The 13,260-nt window shown below is 65.3% G+C and carries 13 protein-coding genes and 1 tRNA gene; 6 read left to right on the top strand and 8 right to left on the bottom strand.

The window, feature by feature from the left end:
• Positions 1–11 precede the first annotated feature (11 nt).
• Complete coding sequence (locus tag INF26_RS01655; protein ID WP_193528993.1) at positions 12–404, top strand: (deoxy)nucleoside triphosphate pyrophosphohydrolase; 393 nt, start codon at positions 12–14, stop codon at positions 402–404.
• On the opposite strand, the gene INF26_RS01650 is transcribed toward INF26_RS01655, so the two are convergent.
• Positions 401–3,340 carry a DUF3427 domain-containing protein gene (locus INF26_RS01650; protein WP_193528992.1) on the bottom strand — a complete coding sequence of 980 codons (2,940 nt, stop codon included), beginning with the start codon at positions 3,338–3,340 and terminating at the stop codon, positions 401–403. The genes INF26_RS01655 and INF26_RS01650 overlap by 4 nt on opposite strands.
• Before the next feature lie 201 nt (positions 3,341–3,541).
• On the opposite strand from INF26_RS01650, the gene INF26_RS01645 reads away from it, so the two are divergent.
• Positions 3,542–4,633: a hypothetical protein gene (locus INF26_RS01645; protein WP_193528991.1), complete on the top strand. Its 1,092-nt coding sequence runs from the start codon at positions 3,542–3,544 to the stop codon at positions 4,631–4,633.
• A gap of 73 nt (positions 4,634–4,706) precedes the next feature.
• Positions 4,707–5,315, top strand: coding sequence for an HAD family hydrolase (locus INF26_RS01640; protein ID WP_193528990.1), 609 nt, complete (start codon positions 4,707–4,709; stop codon positions 5,313–5,315).
• Here the strand turns inward: INF26_RS01640 and INF26_RS01635 are convergent.
• From INF26_RS01635 to INF26_RS01625, 3 genes are all read right to left on the bottom strand, one after another.
• Positions 5,312–6,499 carry a serine/threonine protein kinase gene (locus tag INF26_RS01635; RefSeq protein ID WP_193528989.1) on the bottom strand — a complete coding sequence of 396 codons (1,188 nt, stop codon included), beginning with the start codon at positions 6,497–6,499 and terminating at the stop codon, positions 5,312–5,314. The two genes, INF26_RS01640 and INF26_RS01635, sit on opposite strands and share 4 nt — an antisense overlap.
• A 129-nt stretch (positions 6,500–6,628) precedes the next feature.
• Positions 6,629–7,048, bottom strand: coding sequence for an XRE family transcriptional regulator (locus tag INF26_RS01630; protein WP_193528988.1), 420 nt, complete (start codon positions 7,046–7,048; stop codon positions 6,629–6,631).
• 27 nt (positions 7,049–7,075) lie between these two features.
• Positions 7,076–7,597 carry a DUF5067 domain-containing protein gene (locus tag INF26_RS01625; RefSeq protein WP_193528987.1) on the bottom strand — a complete coding sequence of 174 codons (522 nt, stop codon included), beginning with the start codon at positions 7,595–7,597 and terminating at the stop codon, positions 7,076–7,078.
• 147 nt (positions 7,598–7,744) lie between these two features.
• Between INF26_RS01625 and INF26_RS01620 the strand changes: the two genes are divergently transcribed.
• The 3 genes from INF26_RS01620 to INF26_RS01610 all read left to right on the top strand — a co-directional run bounded on the left by INF26_RS01620 (position 7,745) and on the right by INF26_RS01610 (position 9,524).
• Positions 7,745–8,017 (top strand): hypothetical protein, encoded by a 273-nt coding sequence (locus INF26_RS01620; RefSeq protein WP_193528986.1) that lies wholly within the window; start codon positions 7,745–7,747, stop codon positions 8,015–8,017.
• A 124-nt stretch (positions 8,018–8,141) separates the two neighbouring features.
• The gene (locus tag INF26_RS01615; protein WP_226371795.1) at positions 8,142–9,344 is read left to right on the top strand and encodes a Wadjet anti-phage system protein JetD domain-containing protein; all 1,203 of its coding nucleotides are present in this window, start codon (positions 8,142–8,144) and stop codon (positions 9,342–9,344) included.
• A gap of 103 nt (positions 9,345–9,447) precedes the next feature.
• Positions 9,448–9,524: transfer RNA gene (locus INF26_RS01610), tRNA-Met, on the top strand.
• 63 nt (positions 9,525–9,587) lie between these two features.
• Here the strand turns inward: INF26_RS01610 and INF26_RS01605 are convergent.
• From INF26_RS01605 to INF26_RS01590, 4 genes are all read right to left on the bottom strand, one after another.
• Complete coding sequence (locus INF26_RS01605) at positions 9,588–10,895, bottom strand: hypothetical protein (RefSeq protein ID WP_193528985.1); 1,308 nt, start codon at positions 10,893–10,895, stop codon at positions 9,588–9,590.
• 172 nt (positions 10,896–11,067) lie between these two features.
• Positions 11,068–11,862, bottom strand: a complete 795-nt coding sequence (locus INF26_RS01600) for an HAD family hydrolase (RefSeq protein WP_193528984.1) — start codon at positions 11,860–11,862, stop codon at positions 11,068–11,070.
• Entirely contained in the window at positions 11,859–12,713 is an 855-nt protein-coding gene (locus tag INF26_RS01595; RefSeq protein ID WP_193528983.1) for an HAD family hydrolase, read from the bottom strand. Before INF26_RS01595 ends, INF26_RS01600 begins: the two co-directional genes overlap by 4 nt.
• Before the next feature lie 9 nt (positions 12,714–12,722).
• A complete protein-coding gene (locus INF26_RS01590) occupies positions 12,723–13,259 on the bottom strand; it encodes a hypothetical protein (RefSeq protein WP_193528982.1) in 537 nt (178 codons plus the stop codon).
• Position 13,260 lies beyond the last annotated feature (1 nt).

Below are 13,260 nucleotides of genomic sequence, written 5' to 3'. Positions count from 1 at the left end.
AAGGAGGCACAATGAAGACGGTGCACGTAGCGGCAGCAATTATACGGAAAGATAATAAGATTCTCGCAGCTCAGCGTGGTTATGGTGAGTTCAAAGACGGTTGGGAGTTCCCCGGAGGCAAACTCGAATCCGGCGAGACCGGCGCCCAGGCGTGCATTCGCGAAATCGACGAGGAGCTGCATGTAGCCATCGGAGACCTTGAGTACCTGTGCACTGTCGAGCACGACTACGAGTCATTCCATCTATCAATGGAGTGCTTCACCTGCAAGATCTCCTCCGGCACCATCAACGATTCCGAACACGAGAATCTCTGTTGGCTCGAATCTGACCAACTCTGGGACGTTGATTGGCTTCCTGCTGACATCCAGGTGGTCAAGGAGCTCGAAAAAGCTTTTGGTCACTAGAACTGTTGCTCGACCAAATCGATGTTGCTGGTCAGGTAGTCGTATAGATCGTGCCGAACGGGATCCATCAGCTCATAAGTAATCTCAACAGCAGCAGTGTTCGCCCCAGGCATCACGATTTCCTTGTACTCCCCTGTGGGGAACATCTCCCCCAAGAAGTAAAACTCCTTGCCGCCGTCTCCGTCGTTCTTGTTCTTGCGAACAAATAGGAAGACACGCATGCCATTGCCTGGCCACGCTCTTAGCCGTTCGATCTCGGGAGAGTCCAGATGGCGTGGCTGCTTTGATATGGCCACGAGTTCCCTGTCCGTAATGAACCTGTCCTCGTACTTCGTGCTATCTGATATGTCAGGGTCCTTCTCGTAGTTGATAAAAACCGGGAAGGTGTTGGTCGCACGATCGAACTTATAGCCACCGATATTCTGGCCGTTGACGTTCTTTTCCCAGTTGAGGAGATAGCAGACCTCCTCATAGGTGTACTTAGCATTAAGCACGAGAGCCGTATCCTTGTACGGTGCCCCATAGTTCTGCGCATGGCGAGAGATGCCAAAGTCGACGACTTCAAGTACCTGACGTTTAAACTCGGCATCCGCTAAAGAGCTCGCAAAAGCTCGAGAGAGCCTCAGATCGTCGCTTTGTCCCTCAACAAGGGGAATGAATGACCCCGAGCCAGAGAAGGAGCCAGAAAGCAAAGACACGGCAGAGCGGCGAGCCCTCTCGAGCGCCGCTGAATCATACGCACGCTCAAGCTCTTGGTCACACCAGCTAAGGGAGCCCGACACCAAGCGTTTGACGATCAGGAGGTCCTCAAGCTGTTTGCCGCTCCCAAGCTTCTGGGATAGAAACTTGAGTATGCGTTCCTGTGTGTCGTTGAACTTGACGTCATAATCAGGGTCATATTTCGAGAGGAACGAGTGATACGACCCGAACTTGTCAAAAAGACGAAGCGGATCGATGGCGTTGTTCGCGTCAAACTCCTCAAGCGCAGGAATTCTCCCAAGCATCTGCCTAAGGTCGAAGTACTCATCCTTCAACAGCCTTGTCGCGTTGAATCTTCCACCGTCGATCGCCTCATAGATGCGCGCTTCAGCAATTCGATCGAAGCTCACTGTTGAGGCTCCGGGAATGACCGTCGAGCCCTCTTTGACCAGCTTCCTCATATTGTCCTTGTTAAAGGTCCTATCACCGGAAAGCGCCACCGGCACGAAAAAGTTCTTCTGGTAGTTGCCAATAAAGTCCAGGATCAGTGCGTAGTCCTTCTGATCGTCCTTCCTCAGACCGCGCCCGAGCTGCTGAACAAAGACGATCGCCGACTCAGTGCGCCTGAGCATAATGATCTGATTGAGGCTGGGGATGTCGACGCCCTCGTTTAGGATGTCAACCGAGAAGATGTATTCGAGCTCGCCTCGCTCCAGCCTCGCAATGGCTTCATTCCTCTCCTCATCGCTGTTGGCCCCGCTCAGCGCACACGTTCTATAGCCCAGCTCATTGAAGCGCCGCGACAGCTCCGCCGCCTCATCGTTTCGGTTACAGAAGATGAGACCCCGTCGTTGGCTTTTGCCAACGGTGTACTCCTCGATCTTGGAGACGACGTGCTTGATGCGCTCATCTGAGGTCAGCTTCGAGAAAAGTGCCGGATCGTCGATATCGTCATCGTTGATCTTTAGATCTGCAATTCCGAAGTAATGAAAGGGCGCCAGCATGTCGTTCTCGAGAGCATCCTGCAAGGTAATCTGAAATGCAATAACGTGATTGAACAGGGCGAAGACGTCATAGCCATCAGTGCGGTTAGGCGTTGCCGTCATGCCCAAATAGAACGACGGCTCAAAGTACTCCATGATCCTTTGATAGCTGCTCGATCCCGTACGATGGGCCTCATCCACCACAATGTAGTCGAATGCCGAAGGGTCAAACTCTTCCAAGTGGCGAACGATCGTCGAACACATGGCAAACAGACAGGTAGGACGAACTCCTCCCTGATCGCGGCCAGGCTGATAGATGCCATACGTATAAGCATCACCCAATAGCTTGCTGTAGCTAGCAAGCGAGGCCTCCAGTATGCGTTGGCGATGTGCGAGAAACAGAACGCGCGCAGGTCTTTCCGCCTCGATATCAAAAGCCGAGAGATACGTCTTGCCTGTACCCGTCGCAGACACAAGGAGAGCGCGTCGCTCGCCACGTTCGTGCAGCTTGGATAGCGCCTCAAGCGCAAGCCTCTGCATTTTGTTGGGAGAGATTTTCGTAGAGATGCTTTCGGTCGCCCCGTCATAGGTTATGTAGGGGCGTGCCTTTGGCGGCTCGGGAGGTGTCCATGTCTCGCGATAGAGCTCGATCCATTCTGGGGTCAGGCGGATTGTCTGGGGATCTTGCCAGATTGACTCGAACTCATCCCCAAGCGAGATGAGCATATCGCCAGTTCCATAGGAGCGGAATAGTACGTTCCATTCACGGTTGCAGGTGAGCGCCATCTGGGTCAGATTGGAGCTTCCGACGATAATCGTGCTCGTCGCACCGTAGTCGAATATATACCCCTTCGCATGCAGGTTTCCCTGGTACACACGGACTTCTACGTTGTCATACTCGAGCAGCTTTCCGTAGGCATCCGGCGTATTGAACGCAAGATAGGTCGAAGTGAGGAAGCGCCCCTTGATGTTGCGGCGTTTGAGTTCAGAGAGGACTTCCACTAACGGCTGCAAGCCGCTATTTGCCACGAACGCAACACAGATGTCGAAACTATTACACTGGGAAAGCTGCTGCTTGAGGACCGTCAGAAGATTGGTGCCGGTACTCTTGTCGTTTGCTATCAAGCGAGGGCGATACTGTTCCTTAGCCTCTTGATCGGCATCGATGAATCCGGCGCGCAGCCCTCGCTCAACGTCTGCCCGCTCTGACTGAACCGTATTCGACATGTGCCGCCCGGAGAACAACTCGCCCATATGTTCGCTCCCGTTTAGATGCTTATCGCCAGGATAGCAAAGCCAGAAACGGCTCAGCAGCATAGCAGCCGACACGTCCCACCACCGTACTCCGGCAAAAGGGTCCAATGAGCGCTCCGGTGGGGGCACCGCTGACCTTCTCGCACGTTATTCGACGTCGAGCGCGCTCTATACTGGTCCCACCCCACGTTAGGAGCGCCCATGTTCAGTGACGACGAGAAGCGCGCGATTCGCCGGCTCTACCTCTGGCCCAAGCTCGGGACGTACTTCCTCTTCTCGCTCTTTCCGGGGCTCGCCGCATGGGTCGCCTGCATCGCGGTGGACGACGCCATTCTCAAGTCCCAGGGCGTCTACCTGCTGGGGCTCTACTCGCTGCTGCCCTTCGTGATCGTCTACGTGGCGCTCTGCCTCGTGTTCTCCATAGGCACGCGCGTGATGGCAAACCGACCCGCCTGGCGCTCCGTGGAGCGGAAGGTCTTCGGCGAGGCCGCGGACACTCCCCTGCCCGGAGAGCTCTACGCGGGCATCGGCACGAGCGCCGCCGGTCGCCTCATGGACTCGCGCGACGGCGGGACGCCGGCCGGCGAGGCGCTGGAGGTCGTGGGCAGCGCCCTGGGCTTCATCGGGTTCTGGCGCCTCATGCGGGCGTTCCACGAGACCGCACGGATCGCCGCAGAGAGGGGCGGCGTGCGCCTGCCGAGCCTCGGCGCCTGGCGCACGGCGATCGTGCTGGTGCCGATCCTCGTGTTCGCGGCGATATTCACCCCGCGCCTCGCCTCGTCCGCGCAGGCGGGGGCGGAGGCGCGCGCCGAGGCGGCGGAGCGCGTGTCGGCCATCGAGGCGGCGTTCGAGGACGGCGGGTGCGCCTACGTCTCGGCGGACGACCCGACCCAGCGCCAGACGTCGTACGGCTACTCCGTCTACGGTTACCTGGACGCCCTCGACGAGCCCCTGGTCTCGTACGCATGCGTCGACACGGACGCCTCGGGCGCCCTGAAGGAGATCAGCTATCACGCGGACATAGACGCGACGCTCTCGAAGGAGAAGAACCTCGCCGCCGTGCAGGCGGACTTCGACCGGCTCGCGGGCATGCTCTCCGGTCTCGGCATGCCGTCTCCGACGCTCCCCGCCGAGTTCACCGAGCAGTTCCTGGCGGGAACCTACTACGACGACGTCTCCGTGTACGAGGGCACCGAGGACGGGCTCACGGTCTACGCCCACTTCGCGACGGACCCCGAGGACGAGTTCGACGAGGACAGCGACACCTACGTCTTCCTGAGCATCGAGGTCTAGGCGCCGGCGTCTCCGCGCCTCTTCTCGCCGGCACGGCTATACTTCGGCCTAGGAGAGCGTCGAAGGGAGAAGCATGGGAAAGCCGGTACGCAACGTGATCTTTGACATGGGCAACGTGCTCATGACGTTCAACGGCCCCTACTTCGCCTCGTGCTTCACGGACACGCCCGAGGACGCCGCCCTGCTCAACGCCGCGCTCTTTGGCAGCCCGCTGTGGACCCTGCTCGACTCGGGCACCATCGGGCACGAGACCATGACGCGCTACGCCGAGCACCACCTGCCCGAGCGCCTGCACCCCAACCTGCATGAGTGCCTCGCGCACTGGCCGGAGCGCTCGGAGGCCATCTCCGACGTCAACGAGCTCGGCATCCGCCTCAAGGAGGAGGGCTTTGGCGTCTACGTGCTCTCCAACGCCTCCACCCGCATCATGGAGCAGCTCGGCCACGCGCCCGTCATCCCCTACGTCGACGGCGTGGTGGTCTCCGCCAACGAGCGCATGATGAAGCCGGATCCGTCGATCTACCAGCTGCTCTGCGAGCGCTACGACCTGGACCCGGCGGAGTGCCTCTTCGTAGACGACAACGAGGACAACTGCATCGGCGCCCGCGTCGCGGGCATGCACGCGTACCACTTCACGGGTGATGTCGCCGAGCTAGAGGCGGCCGTCAGGCAGCTGGTCTAGACTCCCGCCGCCATCGCCGCGACGACCCACGCCGCAAACACGACGAGAAGCACGAGCAGCCCCCGGAGCGCCTCCTGGCGCACGGTGAGTCGTGCGAGCGCGGGCACCCTCCGGCGCAGCGGCCGGCGGTCGAGCAGCAGGTAGGAGACGACGAGGATGACCGGCATCGCGAAGGCCAGGTAGGCGTAGAGGAGATACCACGTGGGCCAGGTGGCGAGTTCGGCGTTGGGGTAGAGCATCGCCCCCACACAGCCGATCAGCAGCAGCGCGCAGGCGGCCGCCACGAGCACGTTCCATGCGACGCCCACCCAGCCCGGGACGCGCGAGAGCCACGCGAGGGGGCTCGTGCCCGACGCCTCGAACGTGGGCGGCTCGGCTTCCCGGTCCTTCTCGCCCAGCGCGGCGAGCAGGGCCTCCTTGAATGCCCGGGCGGACGGGAGGCGACGCGCGGGGTCGAGCTCGGCGGCGTGGGCGATGACGTCGCGCAGGCCCTCGGGCACGCCGTCCGCCGCAAAGCCTCGCTCGCGGTCCGCGGCCGCGGGGTCGCGGCCCGCGAGGCAGAAGAAGAGCAGCATGCCCAGGGCGTAGACGTCGCTCGTAACGTCGGTCTGGCCAAAGCCGAACTGCTCGGGCGGGGCGTAGGCGCGCGTGCCGAAGTGGGTGGTGTCCTGCTCGCCGCCCTCGCGCCAGGTGCGCGCGATGCCAAGGTCGATAAGGGTGACGCCGGCGGCCGAGACCATGACGTTGCCCGGCTTGAGGTCGCGGTGGATGACGGGCGGGTCGAGGAGCTCGTGGAGCTCGCTCACCGCGTCGCAGAGGTCGGGGAATACGCGACGCACGAGGTCGAGGCGGTCGGTCGCAGCCGCCGCGGCATCTGCGAGCGTCTCGCCGGCGACGTGCTCCATGACCACGACGAGGCGCTCGTCCTGGCGGTGGCACTCGACGATGCGGGGCAGATGGGGAAGCCGCACCCCGTCGCGCTGAGCGGCAAAGATCCGCTCGTACGCGCCGCCCAGCCCGGGGGCGAGGTACTTGCGCACGAAGGGGCCCAGCTCGGCGCCGTTCTCGCCCACGAAGTAGACGCGCTGCGTGGTCTCGAGGCGGCCGTCCTTGAGGGTCGCGTCCACGCGATAGCAGCCGTCGCGGTCGAGCGCGGAGAGGTAGTTTGAGAGCTCATCTTCCATGCGCCCATCCTAGCAGAGGGCCACTTCGCGACCTCGCGAAAAAGTACCCAGACAACGGCGATTCGGGAGACGCCAACTGGGACGACGTCGCCACGGGCACGTTGTCTGGGTACTTTTGGGCGGCCCTCGCTAGCAGATGGTCTCCTCGCCGAAGCGGTAGAGCTCCTCGTTAACCTTCTGGAGCGAGCAGCCGCGGTCGATGCAGAAGATGATGATCGCGTCGCGGCGGTCCTTGCAGTAGAGCTCGCTCACGCCGGCGGCCGTCAGCGCGCGGTTGGTCTCGCGCAGCGTGAGGGCCATGGCGAAGGCGATCTGCAGCACCTTGTCGCGGCTCGGGTGGCGCGTGCCCTGGAAGATCTGGTAGCCGAACGTGTCGTTCAGGTTGGCCATGCGCACCACGCGGGAGCGCTCGAGGCCCTTCTCGTCCAGCAGCTGCTGCAGGTACTCGGCAAGGCTCAGGGCGCGCGGCTCGTGCTCCTCGAGGTACTTGTCCAGGTCAGACGCAGAGAGGAGCTCGTCGAGCAGCTCCTCGGTCAGCGGTTCGCTCATGCGGGCCCCTCCCCTCTTCCATCTGCGCTATGCCACCGAGAAGGTGGCCTCAGCCAGCATCGTATCATCGAACGAGAAGAGCTCCTCGACCTCGACGGTGACGTCGGACTCGTCGGTCAGCGCGTAGGCGATGCGGGCCGTGGTGGTGGCACCGGGCTTGATCTCAGCCATGTAGCCGTTGCCGAGGTCATCCGTGGTGATGGCGCGCTCGAGCTCGACACCGTTCTGGAACGCCTTCTGGGAGCACGCGACGGCGAACGAGGTCGCCTCGTCGGAGTTGTTGGTGAACGAGAAGTCGACGATCATCGCGGGGTTGCCCTCGTAGTCCTCCGTCATCGCGGAGCCGTCGATCGTCACGGCATACTCGGCATCCGAGGCCTCGGGCTCGGCCTGCTCGGGCTCGGCCTCCTGCTCGACGGGAGCCTCGTCGGTGTCCGCGGGCGCCCCGCCGCCGCATCCGACCAGCGCGCACGGCGTCGCCAGGGCCGCGACCATCAGCGCGGCCACGACGATCCTCTTGCCCATGAGAGCGTTCTTCCTCACTGTCATCACCCGGTCCTTCGTGTGTCCTTCAGCCAACAGGTAGCTGAAGACTAGCAACGCGGCCGGCGGGTTTCATTAGCTCGCAGCTAATGAATCGCGCCGGCGGGGTCGCGATAATTCGAGCCACAGTCTCACCGAAGGAAAGGAACGGATATGGCAGACACCAACAAGCCCACGTCAACCGCGGCGATCGTCGGTCTGGTGCTGGGAATCCTGGCGATCGTGACCTCGTGGATCCCCATCGTCAACAACCTCTCGTTCATGATCGGCGCCATCGGCCTGGTCTTCTCGATCGTGGGCGTGATCGGCACCGTGCGCGGCACCAAGGGTGGCAAGGGCCTCGCGATCGCGGCGCTCGTCGTGAACGTGCTCTCGCTCGTGATCGTGCTCGGGCTGCAGAGCGCGTGGAGCGCGGCGCTGTCGTAGCGGTGAGGCGTCGCGGGCGCTTCTCGCTGCGGCACCTGCAACGACCCCGTTTTCCTAAGCAAGGGCGTCGGGGGGCGGCGCGCGTACGGTATGCTGTGGGGGCAACCAAGAGACAAGGACCCCCATGGCACGTCGACTCACCGAGCAGGAGCACGCCACCGTGCTCGAGCTCGCCAAGATCCTGAGCAAGCAGCTCCCCCCGCAGTTCCGCAGCGTCTCCGGCGGCATAGCCAGCGGCCTCGTGCGCCTGCGCAAGGTGCCGATCGACCCGGCGGACGTGACCGCGGTGCTCGAGAAGTACGACGCGGACGAGACGGTGCTCGCCTCCCTTCTCGAGGTCGGCGTTCTCCAGCAGGCGGACGACGGCTACCTGCTGCGCGTCCCCCGCGGGGACGACGCGGCCGAGAGCGCCGCGCCCCAGGCGCTCACCCGCACCGAGCGGCCCCGCCCGCCGGCGCGCCGTCCCGAGCGCAGCCTCGCCGGGCTGGACACCGTGCGCAAGCAGACGCCCGAGCTCAACGACGTGCGGCGCCGGATCATCGGCCTCGACCCGCGCCTGTGGATCAACGGCTGGCTGCTCAGCACCCCCGACGCCTTCGTCCGCTACGAGCGCGAGCTGCGCGCCCTCGACGGTGCGCTCGCGGGTGGCGCCACGCTCGGCGACGGCACGCTCAGCCTGCGCGAGCTCTCCTACCAGCTCTTCGGCGACGAGAAGTTCCTCGGCGTCGAGTCCGACGGCCGCAAGCTCCTGCACCTCATGGGGCTCACCGACGTCGTCCGCACCCGCCCGCAGGTCAAGCTCGAGCTGCTGCACCACATCCCCAAGCACCACCGTCACCTGCGCCTCGTGGTCTCCGAGAACCTGGACCCCTGGGTCAACATGAGAAACGCGCTGTTCCTCGACGGCCGCAAGAAGATCCTGGGCGAGCGGGTGCACGGCGTGGTCTTTGGCAACGGCTACCTGGTGGACGACCCCCACAAGCTGCCCGACCTTCTCGACAGCCTGGGCGCCGAGGACGTGCGCGTGCTCTACTGGGGCGACATCGACCGCGCGGGCCTCTCCATCCTGGCGCGCCTGAGCGAGCTGGCACGCGGCCGCTTCTCGGTGGAGCCGTTCGCCCCGGCGTACCGGAAGATGCTCCGCCGCGCCATGCGCCGCTTCCCCGACCCGCTGGAGAACGAGGAGACCGACCAGCGAGGCGTGCGGGTCGAGGGCCTCGAGCTGCTGGAGCCGGTCCTCTGCGACCGGGAGATGGACTACCTGCGCGCCGTCGTGGAGGGCGCGCGCCTCATCCCGCAGGAGATCCTCACGGCCGGGGACCTGTAGGACCCGTCCCGATTGTGGAGAGTCGTACACAATCGGGAAAACCCTTGCTGGCGAGAAGGACGACGCGTATAGTTATTCCTTGCACATGCGAGGTGCACCGCATTGCGGGGTGGAGCAGTCTGGTAGCTCGTCGGGCTCATAACCCGAAGGTCGTAGGTTCAAATCCTGCCCCCGCGACCATACAAAGTCAGCCCGGAGGTCATATGGCCTCCGGGCTTTTTCGTTAGCGGCGTGAGCCCGCCCCTAGCCCGAGACCTCCGTCGCCACCCAGTCCCAGGTCCGGCGGCGCCGGTCCCAGCGCAGACGCGCCCGCACCGTGAGCTCCTGGTCGGGACGCAGGCCCAGCTCGGAGACCATGCGCGTGGGCACGAGCACGTTCCCCACGAAGGCCGCGCCGCCGCGGGCGACCCGCAGGGCGCCGCTCGTGCGCTTCTCCACGTCCGCGGGATGCGGCGGGACCACGCGCTCGACGCTGTCCGCGACGAAGCCCCAGCTGCCCTCGTCGCCCTTCTCGCCCTCGCGGAAGCTCGCCGCGGCGACGCCGCTCACCACCGAGAGGTCCTCGATCCCGTGCCTCGTCACCATGCGCTCCGGCACCAGGACGTCGTTCGCGGCGGACGTGCCGCCCGGCAGGCGCACGAAGCCGTAGCCGCTCACGCGCTCGAGGCGCCCCTCGAAGCGGCGGACGAACGTCGCGCGCACGGCGGGGTCGGCGCACGGCACGGGCTCACCCAGCACGGAGCGCCCGTCCGGCGAGAGCACCGCTTCGTAGACCTCGTGGGTCCTGAGCTCCCCCGCCAGCCGCGCATCGCGCACCACGCTGCGCTCGATGCTCACGGACGGGCCGCTGTACTCGCGCGCCGCGCTGCGCCGGTAGGCCGTGATGCCCACGGCGCCGCGACGGGGACTCGCCCACTCCACGTAGAACGGCGTGCGCGGGAGCCCCGCGAGGGCGTCCGCGGACGCGCCGTTCTTCTCGCCCGGCGCCTCCCAGCTGCCATGACGCAGGTCCTCCGCCAGGACGAACGGCTCTGGGCCGCACCACGCCACCAGCGCGTCCAAGTCCTCCGACGAGCCACCGAAGGCCGAGAGGAACGGTCGCAGCAGCGGCTCCGCCTCCGACGTGGAGAGCACGAGCCGCCCGTCGGCCGACCGCGGGGAGCCGGCAGAGAGCCACTCAGCGTCCGGCTCCAGGCGCACGGCCTCGCGCAGCGCGTCGAGGAGGCAGCGCAGGCCGTCCTCGTCATGCGCGCGCCGCAGGTCCCAGGCGGCGTCGGTCAGGCGTCGCAGGAGGTTCTTGTAGAGGACCTCGTTGCCCTTCTCGGGAAGCGAGAGCCCCGCAAGCTCGCGCAGGGCGGTGGCAAGGGCGGCGGGGTCTCCCCCGTCACGGCGCACGAGGTCGCAGAGCACCCAGGAGTGGGCGCGCGCCAGGCGCTCGTCGTCCGGGTGCCGCTCACGCTCGCGGCGGGCGAGGGCGAGCGCCTCGTCCAGACGCCCTCCCTTGCGCAGGGAGGATATGATCCCGCTCGCGCGGGCGACCTCGTCCGCCATCCGGCTCCCTTCGGCTCGTCCCCCTACCATGATGGCGCAACCTCCGGCGAGAGAAGCGGTCCCATGTACCGGTTTCGGCCACAGGCGGGCGTCGGAGGCGGTACACAGGCCGGGATTTCACAGCAGAACCGGTACACGGGCCGGATTCTCTCGGCCCGGGCCGCCCGCGTCGCTACAGCGTCTCCAGCAGCTCGCGCATCGTGGCCTGGACGGCGTGCTCGGCGTTGGAGCCGATCACGTGCTGGGCCACCTGCTTCACGGCATAGCGGGCGTTGGCCATTACGTAGGGGTGCCCCACGAAGCGCAGCATCGCATAGTCGTTCATGGAGTCGCCGAAGGCCATGACCTCGTCGCGCTCGATGCCCCAGTAGCGCATGACCTGCGCGAGGCCCGTCGCCTTGCTCACGTGGCGCGGCGTGACGTCGATCCAGCGCGAGCCGCTCGGCAGGAACGTGAACCACTCGGAGAGCTCGCGCTCGAGCACGTAGGCCATGTCCATGATCTGCTCGGGACGGTCGCAGCAGATGGCGGCCTTGATGATGCTCACGTCAGGCGAGGGCGGGTCGAAGACGCAGATGGCGTCCGGGAGGTCCTTGTCCAGCTCGCGGAGGTAGCGGCTCTGGTCGTTGAGCAGGTAGGCGTGGCCGGCGTCGTAGAGCGCGAGGTGCAGGCAGTCGAACATCTGGCACGTCTCGAAGAGACGCATCACGGAGAGCGTCGAGAAGACCTCGCGGTCCAGCAGGCGACCGTCCGCGTAGACCTGCGTGCCGAGCGAGGCCACGTAGTCCATCTCGTCCGCAACCGGCTCGAAGAACCAGCGCAGCGTGTCGTAGCGCCGACCGGAGCTGGCCACGAAGCGCACGCCCTTCTCGGCGAGCCGGTGGATCAGGTCGAAGGTCTCCTCGGGGACCTGCGAGTTCTCGTCGAGCAGGGTGCCGTCCATGTCCGTCGCTATGAGCTTGATCACCGGAACTCCTCCCTCAGAAAGGCGGGCAGCTCGCCCGCCCGCGTCGCGCGCGCCACCTCGAGCAGCGCGTCGGCCATGCCCTCGTCTGCGCTCGCGCCCACCCGATAGCGGGCCACCCGCTTCACCTCGTCGGTAGCGTTGGCGACCGCGACCGCGTAGGGCACCTTGCGCATGATCTCCAGGTCGTTCTCTGCGTCGCCGAAGACGGCGACCTCGTCCACCCCCAGGCCCAGGGAGTCGAGAAGGACGTCGAGCCCCGCGCCCTTGGACACGCCGGCGGGCAGGATGTCGAACCAGCTGGGCACCGGCGAGACGATGTCCACGTCGGGCGCGACCTCGGCGACCACCGCCCGGCAGCGGTCCATGCGCTCGGGGCCGCCCGGGCACGCGATCGTCGCGGCGATGAAGGGGACGTCGGGGACCTCGTCGACGACCGTGCCCACGAACGCGGAGCGCCGCTCGAAGGGGGCGATCTCCTCCTTGGTGGCGCGGACGCAGAAGGCCGGGTTGGTGAGGTCGGTCTCGTTGGGGTAGCAGACGACGAACATGCCCCTCTCGGCGTCCAGGGCGCCCGCGATGCGCACGAGGGCGTCGTGGCTGATCAGCGTCGTCTGGACGTAGCTGCCGCGCGCGCGGATGCGCTTGCCGTTGGAGAAGATGCCGGTCATGAAGCAGTCCTCGTCACCGCCGAAGAAGCGGGTGATCTCCACGGTGTCGCGACCCGTGGCCGGCCCGAAGAGCACGCCGGCGTCCAGGACCTCATGGATGGCGTCGACGGTGCGCGGCGAGACGAGCGTCTGGCCAAAGGGCAGCAGGGTGTTGTCCATGTCGGAGAGGACGAGCTTGATCAAGGGATCCTCCTAGAGCGCCTGCGGGAGCAGGTCGAAGCGGTCGATGCTCATGATTATCTGCTCCACGTCGACGATGCCGTGCAGCGTCACCACGCGCCGGCCGCCCACCCACACGGCGAGGCTGCGGAAGCCGGACTCCATGCGCATGCCCCGCCACTCGAGGCGGTCGATGTCGTCGTAGCGGACCCAGACGCGCGGGCCGACCAGCGGGGTCACCACCATGCAGTCGCCGAAGGTGGACACGCGGTAGCGGCACAGGAAGCACCACAGCACGAAGCAGGTGACCAGGAAGGCGTCGGTGAAGACGAGGGGGAGCTCCGCGTCGGCCACGAAGACGTCCGCCTCGCAGAGCCAGGCGAGGGCCAGCCCCAGCACGGCCACGAACGTCATGGCCAGCACGAGCGAGCGCCTGAACGGGGCCGAGACGACGTAGGTGTCGTGGTGGCTGTGGTGGCGCTCGGTGATGCGAACGTTGCCGGCGTGCTCGAGCACGAGCGCGACCAGCGGAACCAGCACCGCGACGACGACGAGAAGGGCGTCTCCCAAG

This window comes from Thermophilibacter gallinarum (genome assembly GCF_014982725.1).
GTDB lineage: Bacteria > Actinomycetota > Coriobacteriia > Coriobacteriales > Atopobiaceae > Thermophilibacter > Thermophilibacter gallinarum.
The sequence above is the reverse complement of the archived record's forward strand: the minus strand, read 5'-3'. Positions and strand labels throughout refer to the sequence as shown.